At 34.8% G+C, this 20,560-nt stretch carries 20 protein-coding genes and 2 pseudogenes; 16 read left to right on the forward strand and 6 right to left on the reverse strand.

Translation table 11 applies throughout. The features are described 5' to 3' along the window. The 6 genes from AC625_RS11760 to AC625_RS11785 form a co-directional block, all read left to right on the forward strand. Positions 1-434 (forward strand): group II intron maturase-specific domain-containing protein (locus AC625_RS11760; protein ID WP_281177211.1); only part of this gene is annotated, 434 nt, incomplete at its 5' end. A 177-nt stretch (positions 435-611) separates the two neighbouring features. Beyond that, positions 612-1,028 carry a mercury resistance transcriptional regulator MerR gene (merR, locus tag AC625_RS11765; protein ID WP_049681441.1) on the forward strand — a complete coding sequence of 139 codons (417 nt, stop codon included), beginning with the start codon at positions 612-614 and terminating at the stop codon, positions 1,026-1,028. 13 nt (positions 1,029-1,041) lie between these two features. Continuing rightward, positions 1,042-1,500 carry a putative iron-sulfur cluster-binding metallochaperone gene (locus AC625_RS11770; protein ID WP_049681442.1) on the forward strand — a complete coding sequence of 153 codons (459 nt, stop codon included), beginning with the start codon at positions 1,042-1,044 and terminating at the stop codon, positions 1,498-1,500. Positions 1,501-2,630: 1,130 nt separating this feature from the next. Next, positions 2,631-2,987: a hypothetical protein gene (locus AC625_RS11775; protein WP_049681443.1), complete on the forward strand. Its 357-nt coding sequence runs from the start codon at positions 2,631-2,633 to the stop codon at positions 2,985-2,987. A gap of 57 nt (positions 2,988-3,044) precedes the next feature. Continuing rightward, positions 3,045-3,251: a hypothetical protein gene (locus AC625_RS11780; RefSeq protein ID WP_049681444.1), complete on the forward strand. Its 207-nt coding sequence runs from the start codon at positions 3,045-3,047 to the stop codon at positions 3,249-3,251. A 288-nt stretch (positions 3,252-3,539) separates the two neighbouring features. Next, positions 3,540-4,130 (forward strand): sugar O-acetyltransferase, encoded by a 591-nt coding sequence (locus AC625_RS11785; protein ID WP_049681445.1) that lies wholly within the window; start codon positions 3,540-3,542, stop codon positions 4,128-4,130. Between the two features lie 1,261 nt (positions 4,131-5,391). Here AC625_RS11785 and AC625_RS11795 read toward each other — a convergent pair. Beyond that, complete coding sequence (locus AC625_RS11795) at positions 5,392-6,024, reverse strand: LysE family translocator (RefSeq protein WP_049681446.1); 633 nt, start codon at positions 6,022-6,024, stop codon at positions 5,392-5,394. Beyond that, positions 6,024-6,854 carry an AraC family ligand binding domain-containing protein gene (locus tag AC625_RS11800; RefSeq protein WP_049681447.1) on the reverse strand — a complete coding sequence of 277 codons (831 nt, stop codon included), beginning with the start codon at positions 6,852-6,854 and terminating at the stop codon, positions 6,024-6,026. Before AC625_RS11800 ends, AC625_RS11795 begins: the two co-directional genes overlap by 1 nt. 814 nt (positions 6,855-7,668) lie before the next feature. Between AC625_RS11800 and AC625_RS11805 the strand changes: the two genes are divergently transcribed. Continuing rightward, positions 7,669-8,058 (forward strand): YybH family protein, encoded by a 390-nt coding sequence (locus AC625_RS11805; protein WP_049681448.1) that lies wholly within the window; start codon positions 7,669-7,671, stop codon positions 8,056-8,058. 365 nt (positions 8,059-8,423) lie between these two features. Here the strand turns inward: AC625_RS11805 and AC625_RS11810 are convergent, their stop codons facing one another. Beyond that, positions 8,424-9,578 carry an FAD-dependent oxidoreductase gene (locus AC625_RS11810; RefSeq protein ID WP_049681449.1) on the reverse strand — a complete coding sequence of 385 codons (1,155 nt, stop codon included), beginning with the start codon at positions 9,576-9,578 and terminating at the stop codon, positions 8,424-8,426. Between the two features lie 577 nt (positions 9,579-10,155). Here AC625_RS11810 and AC625_RS11815 point away from each other — a divergent pair. Then, positions 10,156-11,235 carry an NAD(P)H-dependent flavin oxidoreductase gene (locus AC625_RS11815; protein WP_049681450.1) on the forward strand — a complete coding sequence of 360 codons (1,080 nt, stop codon included), beginning with the start codon at positions 10,156-10,158 and terminating at the stop codon, positions 11,233-11,235. A 530-nt stretch (positions 11,236-11,765) separates the two neighbouring features. Here AC625_RS11815 and AC625_RS11820 read toward each other — a convergent pair. After that, positions 11,766-11,978 (reverse strand): hypothetical protein, encoded by a 213-nt coding sequence (locus AC625_RS11820; protein WP_049681451.1) that lies wholly within the window; start codon positions 11,976-11,978, stop codon positions 11,766-11,768. Positions 11,979-12,136: 158 nt separating this feature from the next. Here AC625_RS11820 and AC625_RS11825 point away from each other — a divergent pair. The 7 genes and pseudogenes from AC625_RS11825 to AC625_RS11855 form a co-directional block, all read left to right on the forward strand. Beyond that, positions 12,137-12,531, forward strand: a pseudogene (locus tag AC625_RS11825) (tyrosine-type recombinase/integrase); the annotation flags it as partial. Positions 12,532-12,727: 196 nt separating this feature from the next. After that, on the forward strand, positions 12,728-13,285 hold the full coding sequence (locus AC625_RS11830; RefSeq protein ID WP_049681452.1) for a class I SAM-dependent methyltransferase: 558 nt from the start codon (positions 12,728-12,730) through the stop codon (positions 13,283-13,285). Between the two features lie 36 nt (positions 13,286-13,321). Beyond that, positions 13,322-14,287 carry a DUF418 domain-containing protein gene (locus tag AC625_RS11835; RefSeq protein ID WP_049681453.1) on the forward strand — a complete coding sequence of 322 codons (966 nt, stop codon included), beginning with the start codon at positions 13,322-13,324 and terminating at the stop codon, positions 14,285-14,287. A 434-nt stretch (positions 14,288-14,721) separates the two neighbouring features. Beyond that, a complete protein-coding gene (locus tag AC625_RS11840; RefSeq protein WP_049681454.1) occupies positions 14,722-14,976 on the forward strand; it encodes a ribosomal protein L7/L12 in 255 nt (84 codons plus the stop codon). Positions 14,977-15,214: 238 nt separating this feature from the next. After that, on the forward strand, positions 15,215-15,901 hold the full coding sequence (locus AC625_RS11845) for a response regulator transcription factor (RefSeq protein WP_049683707.1): 687 nt from the start codon (positions 15,215-15,217) through the stop codon (positions 15,899-15,901). Continuing rightward, positions 15,898-16,956 (forward strand): sensor histidine kinase, encoded by a 1,059-nt coding sequence (locus AC625_RS11850; protein WP_049681455.1) that lies wholly within the window; start codon positions 15,898-15,900, stop codon positions 16,954-16,956. The genes AC625_RS11845 and AC625_RS11850 overlap by 4 nt, the downstream gene beginning before the upstream one ends. 661 nt (positions 16,957-17,617) lie before the next feature. Next, a complete protein-coding gene (locus tag AC625_RS11855) occupies positions 17,618-18,151 on the forward strand; it encodes a GNAT family N-acetyltransferase (RefSeq protein ID WP_049681456.1) in 534 nt (177 codons plus the stop codon). Between the two features lie 184 nt (positions 18,152-18,335). Here the strand turns inward: AC625_RS11855 and AC625_RS11860 are convergent, their stop codons facing one another. Together AC625_RS11860 and AC625_RS11865 are read right to left on the reverse strand one after the other, a co-directional pair. Next, the gene (locus AC625_RS11860; protein WP_049681457.1) at positions 18,336-18,626 is read right to left on the reverse strand and encodes a hypothetical protein; all 291 of its coding nucleotides are present in this window, start codon (positions 18,624-18,626) and stop codon (positions 18,336-18,338) included. A gap of 176 nt (positions 18,627-18,802) precedes the next feature. Continuing rightward, positions 18,803-19,097, reverse strand: a pseudogene (locus AC625_RS11865) (IS66 family transposase); the annotation flags it as partial. A 514-nt stretch (positions 19,098-19,611) separates the two neighbouring features. On the opposite strand from AC625_RS11865, the gene AC625_RS11870 reads away from it, so the two are divergent. Further along, complete coding sequence (locus AC625_RS11870; protein WP_049681458.1) at positions 19,612-20,517, forward strand: LysR family transcriptional regulator; 906 nt, start codon at positions 19,612-19,614, stop codon at positions 20,515-20,517. Positions 20,518-20,560 lie beyond the last annotated feature (43 nt).

Consider the following 20,560-nt stretch of genomic DNA (forward strand, 5'->3'; position numbering starts at 1 on the left):
CGAAACAAAAGGGAAATAGAAAACCAGCAACCTTTGATTTCCTAGGTTTTACACACTATTGTGGGAAGAGTAAACAGGGAAATTTTCGAGTGAAAAGGAAATCAAGCAGGAAGAAAGTCCAAGGCAAACTTAAGGAATCAAAAGAATGGTTGAAGAATAATAGAAATAAAGATATTCATATGATTATGGATAGATTTAAACGCTCACTAATAGGTTATTACAACTATTACTGCATCACAGATAACATCCAAAGTGTAAACAAATTCAAAGACAAAATCGGATACATACTGTATAAATGGCTCAACAGAAGAAGTCAAAGGAAATCCTTTACATGGGATAAATTCAGACTATTTCTTGATAAATATCCACTACCTTCACCAAGAGTTAAGGTCAATATATATGACTTAAGAAAAGAGATTAGCTACATTTTGTGAATGATAACTAGGAGGAGCCGTGTGCGTGAATAGCGCAAGCACGGTTCTGTGAGGGGGGAGGAACACAATCTACCGAAAGGTAGAAAGGTTCCCTTCTACTCGACTAGCTGAATAAATTAAAATATCCTTTACCCTGTACTATGGTACAGGGTTTATAATTTATATGGGGTGAATTAGTTGAGATATCGTATTAGTGAACTTGCTGAAAAGTGTAGTGTCAATAAAGAAACAATAAGATATTACGAAAGGGTAGGTTTACTTTCCAAACCTTCTCGTACAAATGCTGGTTATAGAATTTATCCAGAAGAAACTGTTCATCGTATGCAGTTCATTAAACGGATGCAAGACTTAGGATTTTCTTTAGCGGAAATTGACAAATTACTTGGTGTCGTTGATAAAGACAATGAACGATGTATGGATATGTATGATTTTCTAAATCAAAAAGTAGATGAAGTACAAAAGAAAATTAGCGATTTTAAAAGAATTGAACGTATGCTTATAAATTTAAAAGAATGTTGCCCTGATGAAAAATCTTTATATGAATGTCCTATTATCGATATTTTAATGAATGAAGAAAAAAATAGTAAAATGTAAAGGTGGAAGAATAGTGGAAGAGTGTTGTAGTAACCTAAGGGAAATAGAAAATGAAATTAACGGTGTTTGTCCATCTTGTAAAAATAAAGCTAAAAAAATCAAGTTGATTACACTAAAATCATTGCTTAAATCCCCTGCATTAGAAACATTAAACGTTAAATCGAATCACTATTTTTGTTCAAGCAAAGATTGTGATGTAGTCTATTTTGATACCATTAATAAAAAGTACCTTGTATCTGACATAAAGGTAGCTGTTCATCAAAAAGAGGGCTCAACAACTACACCGATTTGCTATTGTTTTGATTGGACAAAAGAGAAAGTTGAGAAACATGTAAAACAAGAACTTACCCCTAAACCTATTGAACATATCCGAGAAAATGTAAAAGAAGACAGATGTGGATGCGAAGTAAACAATCCACAAGGAAGTTGCTGTTTGGGGAATGTTACGAAGTATATAAAAAGCCTTTCTTAACAAAAAGTTGTAACATAAATTCTTCAACTACCATGAAAATAAACTCCCGTAACTTCGAAAAAAGACAATACCAAAGAAGCCCCTTCTCATTCGTAAAAAAAATGGAGAGAGCCACAAATAATTGAACTATGGCTTGGATTAACTGAATTAAGAACCAGTATGGACAGTTCACTATATTTTCATTCTCTGTGGTGCAGAGGTGATTTTCCGCTGCATGGATGGCTAACGGGGGCTTAGTGAAAGAAGAATTTGCATGAAATACCCCTTTTTTATGCAGCTACCAGGCTTTTTTAGATTAATCCAGGGCACTTACTTAATGTTAAGTGCCCTTTTATTTTAAAAATACACGAAAACAAGAGATATATAACGAAATTTTAAGAATAATAAAATTAATTGCGTTTTCATGGATAATGTTTCCGTTTTCATGAGAAATGGTTGCGCTTTCTAGGACTTTGATTAAAAAAGCTCTATATTGGATAATATAATCATAGAAACGAAATAGAAAGAAGCAAAAAAACAAAATAAGAAGCTTTTGTTATCGTTTGGGATTATTGGACTAATTTCTTTTAAAAAAATTATAGATAAAGGATGATGTAAAAATGATTCTTACAATGATTAATAATCAATGGCGTATTTTTGATACAAAAAAAGAAGCTGCAAAAGCTGTAGCAAAAGAAGTGCGTGGCTTAAAAATAAAAGACGAAACAGACAATTTGTAGGAAATTAACTACTAAATTGTCTGTTTTTATTTTGTAATAAACAAAATCGACTATAAGCGTCCCGTTAAGCCTAATGACAGGGTTCTTGTCATAGACCGCAAGCTCCATGAGATTCATCTGCTGAACGGGCTTGTATACGCCAGACACAACAGGTTAACATAACGCTAGTTATTAGAAAAAATCCTTTTCGCTACTGTTTTTTAGCTATTTTAAGTGTGTTGGGCCTCATTCTTCTTTATTCTGTAACTATTACTAAGTAGTATCAATATCCTCTAGAAATTCTTATTTCGGAACGTTCGAACCTTTGCTATTACTAGGTTTTGTTCTAGTTGAGGTATCGTCAGGAAAGTGCAGATATACAACGAATACATTAAAAAGCGCTAGCTTTGGGCTATAACGGAGGTGGACTTTTTGATAAAAGTTTTAATCCTTGCATCCACAATACTTTTATCAATGTTGTTTGCCTGTCAATCAATTAAGGATACCTCAGATTTAGTTATACCTACTAAGGATAGTATTATAAGCGATGGTTATCCAACAAATGAAAACGGGCAATCTTATGGTCCTAATATGGAAAACTTAATGCTTGTTGAACCTGATTTAATGTTGGCAGAAGGTGCGAACGGTGTATTAGGATATATTTATCAGCCTGAAGGTATATCTTCGCCAAGTGAGTTAGATGCATATAATAAATCATTCAAAGAATCGACACCATTATATTTACAAGATGGTAAAACGATTATTGGTACATTTTATTTTACGCATTGATTGTAAGTCGAAAATAAACTGAAAACATCTTTTTCAACAATAAGGGGAGGGTTCTTTATGAATTATGAGTATAAAGAGAAAGTAAATAAAAATGGTAATCAATTTGTATCGATTAGGGATAAGGGTGAGAATTCCTTGTTGGAAGTAGAAAGAAAAGGGAATCAGATAGAACTAGTTACATATTGGCGTAATGAGAAAACAACCAAAATCACCATTCCAGTGGACCTGTTTGAGAAAATTTACAAGGGTATGATCCAAGGTTAATAAAAAGTGTTATTACATAAAGGGCGCTTTAATTGAAAAAGCAATTAAAAGGATATTCTAACCAAAGATCCTTTTTTAGTACCGATAAGTCACTTTATGTTAACTAGATTTGTATAGAGTGTTCATTAGAAACTTTGGGATCTTATTCAACTAAAGGGCCAATTAATGGAATAAGTTATTAATTTGGCAACAATTATAATAACATTACTGATGAAGCTGCATCCTTTTATGATATTTTAAAAACGGTGTTTATAAATGAAAAAACATATATTGTTTGGGGGGAATCTAATGAATTTGGAAGAACAGAAAAAATATATTCTATCAGGTAAAATGTATAACGATCTAACTCCAGAATTAGTCAAAGCAAGAGAAAATGCAGTATTTCTCACAAATGAATATAACAATAGTTTTGGCAAACCACAGCATGAAAGAGAAAACATATTAAAAAAGCTGTTGAAAAGTATCGGAAATGGAGTTCATTTTGAACCAACTTTTAGATGTGAATTTGGCCATAATATTACAGTAGGAGATAATTTTTATGCCAATTTTGATTGTATCATGTTGGACGGTGCGGAGATAAATATTGGAAATAATGTTTTATTTGGACCTAGAGTTGGAATTTATACTTCTAATCATGCAATAGATTCCAAAGAAAGAATAGCTGGAGGTTGCTATGCTAACTCTGTAAACATTGGAAATAATGTATGGATTGGAGCAGGGGTACATATCAATCAAGGTGTCTCAATAGGGGATAATACAATCATTGGTTCTGGCAGTGTAATTACAAAAAATATTCCAACAAATGTAATAGCAGCTGGTGTTCCTTGTAGAGTAATTCGAGAAATTACAGAAAAAGATAGAACTGGGTTTGAAGTATAGTCTTTTCGAAAAAAGACAATACCGAAGAAGACCCTGCTCATTCGTTAAAAAAATGGAGAGAGCCACAAATCATTGAACTATGGCTTGGATTGACTGGATTAAGAACCAGTATTGACGGTTCCGAACATTTTTCTCTGTGGTGAAGCGCTGGTTTTTGCGCTTCATGGATGGCTAACAGGTGCTTGTGCGGCCGAGCCTAGGTCGTATCATATAGCGGGTGGGATTCCCGTCGAGAAAGAACTAGCCATTCACTCGTAGCGAGTCTTGGAGGGCTAATGGTAACATTAGCCTTTAAGCGTAGACAGTTAGGTGGCGGGCCGAAAGCCAAATGGTTGAAGGGATTGAGCTCCATAATGTTAGTAAATCGAGAGGGCTGATGCCTTAAGCACAGCAGAAAGCTACATTTTATCCATCGTTAAAGGCAAGAAGGATAGAACCTCTCTGGAGTCAGAGACCTTGGCACGTCACACATTGATATGATACGGCAACTCGGGAGACCCTACCGGTCTTTTCTTCTTATAGAAGAGTATGGTGTACAAGCGATAATAAGCAAGGAAGCCAAATGCCGTTGTAGGGAGTCGGATAGCAGCGTAGTACCAATGAAGTTGGGTAATGCCGATGGAGGAAAGGCTGCTACCAAGTTATCACCCTTACTAGGGACACATTTACTACACGCAGAGGTAGGGATAATAAATGGACACAAAACTATTAAGGATAGCAGAATTAGCAAAATCTGAGCGAAAGAGATTAGCTATATTTTGTGAATGGTGACTAGGAGGAGCCGTGTGCGTAAATAGCGCAAGCACGGTTCTGTGAGGGGGGAGGAACACAATCTACCGCAAGGTAGAGAGGTTCCCTTCTACTCGACTACCTCAACAACAGGGGTTCGGCAGCCTTTTTCTTATTGAACAAACAGGCAGGATAGTTGAACAAAGAATTGTTATAACTGAATAGGAAGAAGTAGTCCAAGACTTTAATGATTTAATTGAAGGGCTAGAGAACAAGAAAAATTAAACGAATGCTCATTGAACTAAAGGGGGCTATTGGTCAATAGAGTAGTCGCTTTTTCATGAGTTCATAGTTTGCAATACCAAACATGTTATCTCCTTCTTTTCTGTAGTAAAAGACATTTTTAGTATATCTCAAGTCTAATGTATGCTTAACGCCAGTAAGTCACAATAGTAAGTAGGGAATTAATATGTTTAGCACCGCCAGCATGTGACGGTGCTAAAAGTAATAAAACTATTTTTCCTTAAACACGCTAAATGGCTGTTTTAACTCCAAATCCGATTAACATTACGCCAGTAGACTTTTGGAAGATTGTTAGGAATTTAGGTTTATTCAACCACTTCTTCAGATGATCTATTAGATAAACCAAAATCATAAACCACCCCACGGCTATTATAGTGAGTATTAAACTTAAAACGATCAATTGTTGATTTGTATTTCCATTAAGATCAATGAATTGTGGCATAAACGTTATATAGACCAAAATCGTCTTTGGGTTAAGGATATTACTAATGGCTCCTTGTAAATAGGGTTCTTTATTATAATGGTGGGCTGACTTGTCATTAGAATGCTGGCTTTCTACTTGAACAGCTTCTAATGAAAGAGTCCTTTTCGTAAAAAATGCTCTTATACCTAAGTAAAGTAAATAGGCAGCTCCCATATACTTGATGGCATTGAAAAGAAATAGAGACTGCGCAATGACAACTGACAAACCGAAAACTGCAATAATGGTCCAAAAAGTAAGACCCGTTGCCATGCCGAGTATCGTATAGCGTCCTGCTTTTGATCCGTGGCTAAGCGTATTCTTCATAATAAGTACCGTATCTGTACCGGGCAACATAGACATCATAAGGGCCATTAAGATATATGCTAATAAGTTGTCCATCATGAACCTCCTCCATTTTCAAAAATTCTCATATATTGTTTTGGTGTTAACCCAACTTGTTTTTTAAAGAATTTAGTCAAATGACTTTGATCACTAAATCCTGTTAAGAAAGTTACTTCAATGGGCTTTATACCTTTTTCCAAAAGCTTTTTGGCATGATTTACTCGAATTGTTTCCAAGTAGCTGTTAGGGGAGATGCCCATTTTTTTTGTAAAAGTTCTTAGTAAGTGGTATTTGCTCCATCCTGAAATAGCACTTAAATCATTAAGTGTAATCTTCTTCGTATAATTCCCCTCTAAATAGGCACACACTGCTTTAATTTCAAGAGTGTTTTCAGAAGCTGGTGAAGAAAGGGTTGCCAGGTCAGAATATTTCTGAATAAGCTCTTCCAATAAGCATAAAAAGAGTTCTTCCTTTTTAAGCTCACTCTCACCCTGCGAGATTTTTAAATGTAGTTCTCTTAAATTGTCTACAAGCTCACTACGATATAAAACATTTTGGTTGAAACGCGGGAGGCATTCGTTGCCATTGATTTCTAAAACCATCTTTTTCATGATTTCTGGTGTCACATTGATGCACCGATAATCAAGTGTTTTGCCATCTATCTGCTCGCAACTGTGAGTATCATAAGGGTTAAATAATAATAAGTCTCCGGGATTAATTATGTATTCTTCACCTTTACAAACTAAAGAACGTTGACCTTCTTCAATAAATCCAATCACATAATATTCATGAAAATGAGAAGGGAACTTTTGCATGATTCCTTTAAATCGATATGCTTCGATGTTTAGATCAAAATCTAGATAAACCGTTCGAATTTCATTTAACATTCCGATCCCCCTCGTAATGACATTTTTAGGATATCATTTATGATAAAGCTTTTCTTGTATGATATTGCGCTTATGCACCCTTGATTTGTCCCGCATCTTTAAAGGCATTGTATGAAGTTAGCTACTGGTATAGCCAAAAATAAGCCATCTCTATTCAATTTGTGTAAAAATACCGATAGTACGATTGTGAATTAAAAAAAGTGAGGTCGGATGCCTGAATTAATGATTACTTAAGTTAAAGATACCTGCATATAAATCATGGTAGCATATTTTAAAGATTACCTGTTGATTGGAGTGGAGGTTGGGCGCCCCCCGGAAAGCGCCCAGCCGGAACGGAAATCGACCTATCGCTTTTATATTAATGGTGAATTTGGTTAATAAACGAGCCTGGGAATTTATTTAAATATATGTGGCAAACAATATAAGTTTGGCTTCAATAATAAAGCAGATGAAACTTTACATAGACTGGTTTAATAACTGTGAAACTCTACTGAAGCAATCGTAGCTTTGTAAAAAAGGTTGATCGTTTATAATAAAGATTGATAAAAATCAATTCTTTAGTTATTATTGGAGATAATTTTTTTATTGGACTTTTATGTAAAAAATGATGTTTATCTTGTGAAGAATTGTACTTAAATTAAAATGTGCTTTAATTCAACAACGCTACCACCAACTTGGTGGTCTTTTCAATGTGCGAAAATATACAAAATCATACATTCAAAAAATTTGTTCAACTAACGAAGCAGTTAGTTGAACAAAGGTATTAGAACTTAATTGGAGAATTTAAAATTATAAAGATAAGGAGTGGTGTATTTTGGAACACGAATTAAAGGAGTTTATCAAGAAGTGTGATAAAGCAATAAAACAGGAAGATTTTGATACTCTGAAGAATTACTATACTGATGATGCAATTCTGGTAGTAAAACCAGATATGATTGCACGAGGAAAAGAGGAAATCAAACAAGCATTTATTAAAATTACGAAATATTTTAATAACAGTCTTGTCCCAGCACAGGGAGAAATGATTATTTTAAAAGCTGGAGATACTGCATTAGTTATTTCCCAAACGCTACTTGAGGCTGATAAAAATGAAACGGAATATTCTATGGATAGAAGGTCAACCTATGTGTTTAAGAAAAATTCACAAGGCGAATGGCTTTGTGCAATCGACAACTCATATGGTACAGACTTAATCAATATGTAGACTTTTATGCTATTGTTTATGAGTATAATCTGCATTTATGTTATGTCGAAAAGTTCTTTTTATATATAACAAAGGTAATTTATCTTGTTTAACTAATGGGTGCGATAGCACCATAAAAAGGCTGCCAAATGACGGCCTTTTTAATGAGCAGGTTTATTTCAAAAAATAGAGAGTTAGTCAATTCAGATGATCCATTTTTTCTGAAAGAACTTATTCTGAAAGATTTTGTACATTTATTTGCAACCGAATTACTTTCCCATTCGACTATATTGCATTAAACGCTCATGGGGCACAGAAAGTGGGCCATGTGCGGCGTGATAGGTTAAAAAGGGCCATCCTGTGAAAGATGGTCCCGTGTTGTTCATTCAAGACATATACTGATCAAACAGCTCCTTTAACTTGGATGCTGCATTCTCAGAGAAAATAATCTTGAGATTGTCATTCGATGCCTCGGCTGACCTAGACGAATATGCGAACATCTTCTCCTCGTATCCTTCGATTGCCTTGTCGACATCATCATTCCGAATGATTGCGAGCGCCAATTCTGCGGCATCCAGCATGGCCAAGTTCACGCCTTCTCCCGCAAAAGGCGACATCAGGTGCGCTGCATCACCGATAAGCGTAACGCCCGGTTTGTGGGTCCATTGAAGACCAATGGGCAGCATATAGATGCGTCTTGGAAGGATGGTGTCGTTGGCGTAACGGATATAATTTTTTAGCGACTCGTCCCAGTCGTTGAAATGATCCAGCAGTTGCCGTTTTGCTTCCTTGGGCTGATCGAATGGAATACCGCAAGTATCCAGCCATTCCTGACCGACATTAAAACATAAGCCTGACTTGATGAGCCCGGCCCCATTCAACTGCCCCATGATCGCCTTATTATCGCCAAGACCGAACAGTTTGCCCCGGGCGTTAAAAGCGGCCAGATCGCGATTCGATTCGATTTCTACGTTAAGCTCTATCATAGTGATACCGGTGTACTCTGCTATAGCTTCTGTTAGAAGCGGACGAATCCGGGAGAAAGCACCGTCTGCACCGACCACCAGATCGACGATATCCGTGTGCCCATTCTCGAAGTGAAGTTCATGAGTGCCGTTAGCAAGAGGGATCGCATTAACAAGCTTGTAACCATAGCGAATACAAGAGGGATCGAGAACGTTTAACAACAGGTCGCATAACGTTCCGCGATCGATTTCCGGACGTCCGCCTTTTTCTTTGGCATCCGCCGATTCGTCCATATATATTTTTCCGGTTTTATCGAGGAGGCGGAAGTCTTCCCCTTCATAACGGGCGATCGATTGGAATTGTTCGTATAGCCCCGCTTCTTTAAGTGCGAACTGTCCGGAATTTTCATGAATGTCCAAGGACCCGCCTCTCTGGGCGTTGGTGTCGAAAGGTTCGCGTTCATATATGACGGATTGAATACCGTGCTTTTGCAAAATTAATGCAAGTGTCAGTCCACCTGGGCCTCCCCCGATGATTGCGATGCGTAGTTGTTTCTTGATTGTTGATGTTGGCATAATGACTAGCTCCTCAGATTTAGCATAATGGTATTGTTTAATTCACATTGCAAGTTCATTGTTCGTTCAAAAGCAAAGAGTGGGATTGATCAGTGAATGATGCAATTCCCTAACTACTTCACATATCATATCTCAAATATATGAACCGAATATGAACTGAATTTAATTAAACAAGCAGCTAAAAAGATCTTCCAGCCGATGATCCTTTTTATTTCCTATAACATGTGATTATGTAAACTCTTCTTGAAATAAAAATAAGAGGAGTTTTTTCAATAAATATGAATTTGTAATAACCCTTGCAGGGATACATAATCCAAACATGAATTGTCTCGTGATGAACGGGCAGTCATGGGGGCTACATAAAACCTCTTACTTCTTTTTCCACAATAGCGCCCTACAATGGAAGTCCTGTATTGATATGTAGGATTTTATCTTGTTCAGCAATCGGGCCATTTAATAGAACAAACTTGGAGATAGAATCCTCCATAAAAAAGTAATATAATAAATACATCTTTATAATTCTGAACTCTGCTTTTTTTTTGAAATCTCATTTGAAATAAATGAAAGGGGAAGAAAGATGATTACTTTACAAACACCTTTATGTGATGTATTAAATATTAAATATCCTATTATACAAGCTGGCATGGCTGGAGGCTCTACGACAGTGGAACTAATAGCGAATGTATGTAATGCTGGAGGATTGGGAAGCTTGGGTGCTGCGTACATGATGCCAGACGACATAAGGAAGGCAATTAGGGACATTAAACAGCAAACAGATCGCCCTTTTGCGGTCAATTTGTTTTGTGTAGAGGACATCAACGATCCAAATGAAAAGAAACACGAACACGAGGTAAAAGAGGTGTTAATAAGCCTCGGGAAAAATCTAGGGATTAAAGAAGAGCATATACAATTCCAAACACCTGACCTGTTTAACGAGAGGTTTCAAGTTTTAATAGAAGAAGAAGTACCAATCATAAGCACAGCTTTTGGAATTTTACCAGTTGATAAAATGGAAGCTACAAAACAAAGAAAAATAAAGGTAATCTCGATGGTTACTACAGTTAAGGAAGCAGTAATTGCAGAAAAATCAGGAGTTAATGTCATTGTAGCTCAAGGTAGTGATGCTGGTGGTCATCGAAGCACATTTGATATAAAAGAGCACCCACAGGGAGCAAATATAGGAACTTTTTCACTCATTCCGCAGGTGGTGGAAAATGTCAATGTGCCAGTTGTAGCTGCTGGAGGGATCATGAATGGAAGAGGATTAGTGGCAGCACTTGCTTTAGGCGCTCAAGGTGTTCAGATGGGGACAAAGTTCTTGGGATCGAAAGAGTCAGGCGTTCATCCATTCTACAAGAAGGCTCTCTTTGAGAGTACAGAAGAACATACCGTCATTACGAAAAACTTCTCAGGAAGACCTGCGAGAGGAATAAAAAATAAATTTATCGAAGAATTTGATCGAGCAGGCGTTCATCCTTTAGCTTATCCTATTCAAAATACAGCAACCGGTAACATTAGAAAAGAAGCCTTCAAACAAAATCAAATTGAGTATATGGCCCTGTGGGCTGGTCAAGGTCTTCGATTAATTCATCGTGAAAATCATGCAGAAATGATTATAAAGGAACTTATGGACGAGGCTGAGAAAATCTTGGGATAAGTGAAGGTATTTATTATTTAGGGACAGAGGATCTCTTCCACTAAAGGAGCGTTAGTGTGGAAAGAATTAATTGATTTTAAGACTGAGATCATATATTAGATATTCCAGAAAAGGGCGCTTTAATTGAAGATGAAACACAGAAATGATCAATCTTTTTTATAAAAGAATGATTCACCGGGATATATTAAGAGCGTGTTTTGATCAATCTTTTTTCAAAACACGCTCTTTCTTTTTGTTCATTTATTAAAGTAACTAATATCAATTTGATCGAACTTTATTCCAAACCTACACTATATGAGATTCATAACCAGAGATGTACGGAGATATTGGTGATTGTGCCTTAGCAGATGATCAAGATCACGTATACAGGCAAAGTCGTTAAGCTAGGTAGGAGCAGGAGCTAATAGGCTTCTGTTTTTTTATTGCCACAAAAGAGGTACCAGTACATATAAGACGGGTTATATATACTCAGTTCTTTTCAAAAGTCTCTGTTAAAGTTTTTTCTTAACCCCAATAAAAAAAGTACCCGATTAATCGGATACATACTTAATGATTCCATGTAAATAAACGGAGTATTCTCGCTGCACATACTCTCTTAATTTAATTTTTCCTTCTCTTTCTAATTCTTTAACCAAATCTTCAATCTTGTTTTCATCTTCTTTAGTATTCTTAGGAATTTCTAGTGAAAATAAATTACCTTGATGGGCACTCTGAATCTTTTTTAATAGTTTCTCTTTATTCATTGAGGCATCCCCTTTATCAACTCGTAGAACAAATAAAAACCTAAATGTTGCTCTGAATTTATTATATCCGATTATCGTATATGAAAAGGATAAAACGAGAATTTATTCTGGTTATCAATGAGAATCTGTTACATATCCATGTTAATTCATTATTTTTCAGGAAGGTTCATTTAAATGGCGCTTTTATTAAACTAAAAAAAGAACGAACTATCGATGTGAGCAAGGAAGTAATGGCTTTATATACCGATTAATTAGTGCATGAATATGGGGAAGATTTAGAGCATGATTATATATTTATCAATCTTAAAGATTCTTATTTTGGGCACCCTCTAAAATATCAAAGTGGATTATACCTTATAAGAAGACTGGTAAAACGGACAGGGATTACTGCCCATATGTTACGTCATACGCATGCCACAGAGCTTATTAGAAATACGTACAAAAAAGATTAGGGCATGCCCATGTACAAACAACACTTGATACGTATGTTCATCTTTCCAATCAAGATATGAAAAATGAATATAAAAAGGATCTTCAAGGGAGAGAAACATGACAATGAAATTTCCAAGTGTAGCAACTAATCGAAAGCTTATCGCTAGTACAGAGATTAATAAAAAAATAGCCAATATGATTACCTATGTACTTTAAAAAACTTAAGGATTCTTAAGATTTTTTCCCACTGATTCTTTAGGTTTGAAATGTATCCTTAAAACTGTAGAAAAATTCAAAGCTATGGAGTGGTGGCGTACATGAAACCTTTCAATTTCATCTTCCAATATATGTTGAATCCAAGGGAAGTTGGTGCAGTCCTGCCAAGTTCAAAGTATCTTGCAGAAAAAATGGTAGAAGGTGTTGATTTCCACAATGCGAAGTACATCGTAGAATTTGGCCCAGGTACAGGAGTCTTTACAGATAAAATTATTAAAAGCAGAATTCAACATACAGTTGTTATGTTGATTGAGAGTAATACAGAATTTTGCGCGTTATTAAAAGAAAAGTATAAGGACGAAAAGAATCTGATTATTATTAATGGTTCTGTTGAGGACATCGACAAGTATACAAAGGATTTTAATATCCCTTATCTTGATTATGTAGTTTCTGGTCTTCCTTTTGCGAGTTTACCGAAAAATGTTTCAAGTACTATTTTAATTAAAACCAAAAAGCTGTTAAGAAAAAATGGGGTTTTTATTACTTTCCAATACACGCTAATTAAGAAAGACTTTATTCATCACTATTTTAAGCATATTCATCTAACACGTGAGTATCGAAATATGCCCCCGGCGTATGTATTCCGTTGTAGTAATTAATATGTAAATCATGACTAATTAAGGAAATAAAATATAATGATAACAAACCGTGTTATCTTCATCGATGCACTGCGTGGCTTTAGCTTATTGGGCATCTTACTGGCGAATTTACTAAGTTTCCAGTATGGCATAGCTGGCACAATCGACATAAAAGATCTATCCGCCCTCGATAGTGGGGCTTTGTATTTTGTGAACATCTTTATAGGAGGATCATTTATGCCGATCTTCGGTATTTTATTCGGCTATTCATTTATTAAACTTGTCGAATCCATCCGTAGGAAAAAGGGGAAAAGTCTATGGTCCATCTTACGCCGTGGAACGGGGCTAATTGCTTTAGGTTTGCTCCATTCATTATTGTGGGAAGGCGATTTTTTATTATCCTATGGAATCATGACTTTATTTTTACTCCCATTTATTAATTGTAAACCAAAAACGCTGTTTATTTGGGCTGGTATCTTCCTTCTATATGCACAATTTCAAGCAATGATTGTTCATCCCTTATTACTTATTGGAATGGGACTCGCGAAAAAGCAAGCCTTTGCAAATATGGAGAGCGAAAAGAAATGGTATTTGATTGGGGCGTTACTTATTCCTATAGGTCTAGCTGTTAAATCTTTTAGTTTTATTGAGGGTACTTTTTCGGGTATGCTGATGGCGGCTGGTTCAGAGATACTTGCCGTTGGCTATATCTGCCTTGCAGCTTTATTATATAAAACTCGCCCTGTACAAATGCTAGCACCTGCGTTTGAAAGTGTCGGTAAACTATCATTAACGAATTATTTAATGCAAACGATTATTTGTACAGCTGTATTTTACGAATATGGTTTAGGGTTATCCGGAAAACTAGGTATCTTTGACGGAATTTTATTTGGCATCGTTCTTTACAGTTTGCAATGTATGTTTAGCCTTGCTTATGCAAAGAAATTTAAACAAGGACCATTTGAATCGCTACTTCGTATGTGGACAAATTGGTCTTGGCACCGACAGAGTAAGACAAAGTAGATTGGAAGTACTGTACAAGAATAGTGATTTCGAGGGATTACATAATGGATAGAGGGAAGGAAGGTGATTGTCGAAACAGACAAGTGAAACAAGGAAAATTATATTCAAAAAAGAGAATTTCAGCTCAAGCAGTTTCAACACAAGAAGCAGTAAGTAACTGTGCTACGTTAAATGGGATAACGTTCAAAAGTTAATTGCTTATGGAAATTCATGAGGAAGAAGGTTCTATATACACGAGCAATCCGAAGTATGTATGGGAATTCAAGTAAATAGAGGGGGATGAAAGGTTTGAAGAAAGTCTATAAGGCTGAAGTCCTCACCCCTGATAAAAGTCAACCAAACCATTGGCGTTGATAGATACGTCTATAATTTGTACTGTACGAGAATATTATAAAAATACAAAGAAACATTAATAAAAAGATGGGAATAAAGATATGACTTCACAATTATCCTTATTTATAATAACTCTATGTGCAGTTGTTATTATAGGAATTCTTTTAAATAAGAATAAAAAATTAAATCAGACAAAACTTACTACTAACAATTCTGATAACGATGAGCTTATTTCAGAAATTCCATATATGATTAAATGTAACACAGATAATGCTAGAATAATAAAATATGTTAGACAAAAAACTGGTTTAGGGCTAGTCGAAGCAAAAAAATATGTAGACAATCTTAAAGAATAAAAATGGTCATCTATTTGAATCAATTTCGTAATAGAACACTAAACCCTGAAATCAACATTGTTCGGATTTCAAGGCTGATTGGTCTATTATGAAATTGATTCATTTGCTTACTTAATAAAAAACAAATCATCTGCCAAATGAAGTGAAATAAGTATAGAAATATGCCACCAGCGTATGTATTCCGTTATAGTAATTAATATGTGCATTTAGGGGATTTTACGGAAGGGTGTGGATAGGTTTGAATGGAAAGGTTTTAGTTGTTGATGATGATCTAGAAATTAGAAATCTAATTGCCATCTATTTAGAAAATGAAGGATTAGAAATAATTAAGGCGAGTGACGCACTTGAAGCATTGGAATTATTGGAAGTCTATCGTTTTGATTTGATTATTTTGGATATTATGATGCCTAAAATGGATGGAATCGAGGCATGTATGAAAATTAGGGAAAGCCGTAATATGCCAATCATCATGCTATCAGCTAAATCTGAGGATATCGATAAAATTCAAGGTCTAGCTTCAGGTGCAGATGATTATCTAAGCAAACCGTTTAACCCGTTAGAATTAATAGCCAGGGTGAAATCTCAACTCAGAAGGTATAAAAAATATAATATTGAAACAGAAAGTAATAAAAGTGTCATTACAATTGGCGATTTAACCATAAATACAGATACTCGCCAAGTATGGATTAAGAATAACGAAGAAAGGCTGACACCAAAAGAATTTGATATCCTTGAACTTCTAGCTCGTAATAAGGGCATTGTGCTGAGTGTTGAGAAAATATATGAAGCTGTTTGGAAGGAAAATTTTTTAAAATCTGATAACGCTGTGATGGTTCATATTACAAAAATTAGATTCAAAATTGAAGATGAACCGAAAAACCCTATTTATATCAAAACCATCTGGGGAGTGGGGTATAAAATATGAGGAGTAAAAAGCTAAGTGTTCAACTCCTTACAGCAATAGCGATTAGCTTTATCATCTCAGTCATAATTGTGAGTAGCATTTTACTACGTGTCATGGAATATTTTTGGGGGAGTGCCGATTTTCTTGATGTGACGCTCTATAATTTATTATGGATATCTGCTGTTATCTTAACTTTTATACTCAGTCTTTTAGTCATGATTCGAAAAAAGATAAAATACCTTCAACATATTACCGAAAGTGTTCAAACCATTGCAAATGGAAAACTAGGTTATACGATTGAAATAAGTGGTAATGATGAGTTAAGTCAACTTGCTGCGAATATCAACTATATGTCAAAAGAATTGGAAAATAAGTTCGAACATGAGAGGCAAATAGAGAATGAGAAAAATGAACTGATTACAAATATTTCTCATGATTTGCGTACACCTTTAACGTCTATCATTGGATATGTAGATTTATTGAAACAAAAAGAATATCAAGACGGTGAACAATTATATGAGTATCTGGAAATCATTTATTCTAAATCACAAAGTTTTAGGAATCGTATTGATGAACTATTTGAATACACCAAACTTACAAGTCATGACTTACAATTAAACTTTACTGAAGTTGAATTAGGCGGATTATTAGAACAAATAATAGGAGAATACATGCCGATTTTAGAAAAGGAAGGTCTAGACATTCAAAAATCAATAACGCAAGAAGATATATATGTATCGATGGATATTGAAAAAATGGTGCGTGTCTATGATAATCTTCTAATGAATGTACTAAAATACAGCATGAAACCCTCTCTACTAAAAGTAAATCTTCATACAGTTGGCATAAAAGCTATTTTGTCTATATCCAATCAAGTAGAGAACTTACCCGTACAAGACGTTACTAAATTATTTGAACGCTTTTATCGCGCGGATAAGGCAAGAACGGACGATGGAGGATCTGGTATTGGACTTGCCATTTCTAAAAGAATTATAGAACTCCATGGTGGAACAATTGAGGCTGATTATCAAGAAGGTTGGTTAACCTTTACAATTGAATATATCATTAAAGAATAGTGGCTTTATGAGAAACGGAAAATGTATATTGGTGATAGTTATTTAGTGGATATATTAAAATGGAATGGTGAAAAGTTGGTTTATGATAAAGAATTATATTCTAAATACCATCCGATAATCGAAAAGTTTTATAACGATAAAATTTCAGAAATGGATGCCTGATTTTATTGGTATTGCCTTGCAGATGACCCAATTAAAGCCAATGAATTTGAAGAAGCTTCTAAATCTATTCAAAAGGGGATTTCGTTAGCTAAAAATCATCAATGCAAGAAGTAGTCCAAGACTTTAATGATTTAACTGAAAGGCTAGAGAACAAGAAAAATTAAACGAAAGCTTCTTCAACTAAGCCAGCCAATATTTAAACATTAAGAGATCGGCTATTGACGGTCTTTTTTATTCGAACTTGCAAAGACCTAAATATACCCATATGGTAAAGGTTGCATATGAAATGGAATTGGCGACAGGAAAACTACTTTATCAAAAAAGAAAAAAGTTTGTTAAAAACGGAAGCCGATACCAAAATAAATATGGTGTCGGCTATTTACAATTCGTGTACAATTACCATAAGAAAAATTTTCTTATATATTAGGTGGTAAAGCATAGCTGCATGGATAGCGAAAGGGCAGAAATTTAAAAAAGCAATATGAAAGGAAGACGAATGATGATTGAACTTCAATATTTTGAGCGTTCTGATATGGAGCAATTAATTAACTGGATACCTTCAGCAGAATTTGTATTACAATGGGGTGGTCCAGCATTCCAATATCCGTTAACGGAAGAACAATTAGAAAAATACCTCGAACATGCGAACAAAGAAGATTCCGATATATATATTTACAAAGTAATAGACCATGACTTACAACAAGTGATTGGACACATTTCTTTAGGTAACATAGACCGAGTACATAAATCAGCGAGAGTAGGAAAAGTATTAGTCGGTTCAACAGAAGTAAGAGGAAAAGGGATTGGTTCTGAAATGATGAAAGCTATTTTAACAATTGCTTTTGAAGAACTAAAATTACACAAGGTAACATTAGGTGTATTTGATTTTAATACTTCTGCGATTCGTTGTTATGAAAAAGTTGGATTTGTTAGAGAAGGATTTTTAAGAGATGCTCGTAAAAATGGTGATGAATACTGGAACTTGATTGAAATGGGTATTTTGGAAAACGAGTGGCGTGAAATAAATAAGTAATAGTGTATTGGGGACTTAATTTAAAGATTCGATACACGGATTAAACAACTTTATTAATCGTTTTCATATTGCATTTAAAATAACAATTAATGCAGCACCTGTATCACTTAAAACGGCCATCATTAGTCATATGGAAGAGGTTAAGCCAACTTCGTCAGATATTGAAAAAATTAAGGAGACTATTTTAGAATAGATCTTTGTTAATATGATCTTCCTCTGAAGAGGGTATCGGATTTTCGGTAATATCAATTACTCTAGGATCTATTAAATCTTTATAACCGATATTATTTATGACACCTTCTGTATATTCTACTAAATAGAGCCATTCTGTAAATTCCGTAGGAATGTCGTTACCTTTAAAAAATGGGTAGGTTTCTTCTTGAGGGCCACAGAATAATGTATAACTTTTTTCTCCAGTAAGACTACTTTTATAGCAGATGTCATCAAAACCTTCTTTTCTTAGATACTCTGACAATAACTGCGTTGGAAGGTATTCAATGGGAGCTTCACTATCTGATACAGGTTTAGATATCTCAGTAGCAAAGCTTTCAAGAAAGTATTTATTTTCCCAGAAATTAAGATCATAATCATCAGAAAAATTTGTGGTAATTGTTCCAATACATGTGTTAAATAGTGGGATGGATTCAATTAGTTCTCTTTGGCTAATTCGACCAAACTATAGATGATCGCACTTGCTTTTGCACCCCTCATTGATCGGGAAAAGATCCAGTTTTTTCGGCCGATGACAAATGGTTTGATGGTGCGTTCACTTCGATTATTATCAATTTCTAAGCGACCATCTTCTATAAAGGTTGTGAGTCGAGTCCATTGATTCAGACTGTACGAAATGGCCATGCCAAGAGCACTTTTTGGTGTAACTCGGGCTCTTTGTGTTTTTAGCCAAGCTAAAAAACACATCTAACACAGGTTTACTGTGCTCTAGACGCCCATGCTGAAGGCAATCAGGACAAACAAACTATCAAAAAAGAGAAAAATGAGGGGACTAAGCCTAAACGAGTAGAAGTAGAAAATCTAAGAACAGCTAATTCGAAGACCTTTTTGAATAATGATGGCATATATGCTTCAGAAATATCTCAAACACCTATTCATTATAAAAATAAAAAAAGTGAATGGACGGTAATTAACAATAACTTAAAAGAGAGTGTAGATAAAAAAAGTTATTTTTCTCAAAGAGAAACTGTATACGCACTAATATTTATACGGATTTTGTTACACTGTGCTTGTTGAACAATCGGGCCATTTAATTGAGTAACAACTTTAAAGAAAACCGGATATTTCATATTGAAATGTAGATGAGGCCGTAAAGGATTGTACTTCACTTAAACTATTGTAACGAGTTTAATGAAATAAAAGTGTTAGAAAGAAAAAATGGTAAAATAACTTCTAAAAGAAGTGCTAAAAAAGGGAGTTAAAGGGGCTTTGAAAAGGTGGCGTTCAGTTTGACTTTACATCAATTAAAGTATGTATTAGAAGTAGCAAGTAAGGGATCCATGAATGAAGCAGCAAAAAGTTTATTTATTTCTCAGCCAAGATTATCGAATGCGATTAAGGAATTAGAAAAAGAAATTAGAATTAATATATTTATTAGAACGAATAGAGGGGTTACTGTTTCTAATGAAGGAGCCGAGTTTCTAGCTTATGCCAGACAGGTATTACAGCAGTTTAACATGCTTGAAGAAAAATATATAAGTGAAAAACCAGCTAAGCAACATTTTTGTATTTCAACCCAGCATTATACATTTGCAGCCAATGCTTTTGTGGAACTTGTAAAAGAATTTGGTGCTTCTGAATATGAGTTTAGACTTCTTGAATCGAAAACTTACGAAATCATTGAAGATGTAAAAAATTTACGAAGTGAGCTAGGTATTATCTATTTAAGCAACTATAATGAATCAGTATTATTGAAACTATTAAGAGAAAGAAACATAACCTTTTCGGAACTATTTACGGCAAAACCTCATGTGTTTATTAGTAAAAGACATCCATTATCCGACAAAGAATCTATTAATTTGGATGAATTAGATGACTATCCATGCCTTTCTTTTGAGCAAGGAGAATACAATTCTTTTTACTTTTCAGAAGAAATTTTAAGTACACGAAGTTTAAAGAAAAGTATCAAGGTAAGTGACAGAGCAGCTATTGTTAATTTCATGATTGGTCTCGATGGTTATACCATTTCTTCAGGAGTTTTCCCTAAATATCTTCATGGAGATGATATTATTGCTGTGCCTCTTAATGTAGATGAAGTCATACGTGTTGGAATAATAAAGCATAACGATGTCACATTAACGAGACTTGGTAAAATTTATGTAGATGCATTAAAACGGATTGCACAGGAATTATAAATGAAAATCCACTTAATAATCGGCCTGATATAACTTTTAATTA

Source organism: Peribacillus loiseleuriae (assembly GCF_001183985.1).
GTDB classification, from domain to species: Bacteria; Bacillota; Bacilli; order Bacillales; family DSM-1321; genus Peribacillus; species Peribacillus loiseleuriae.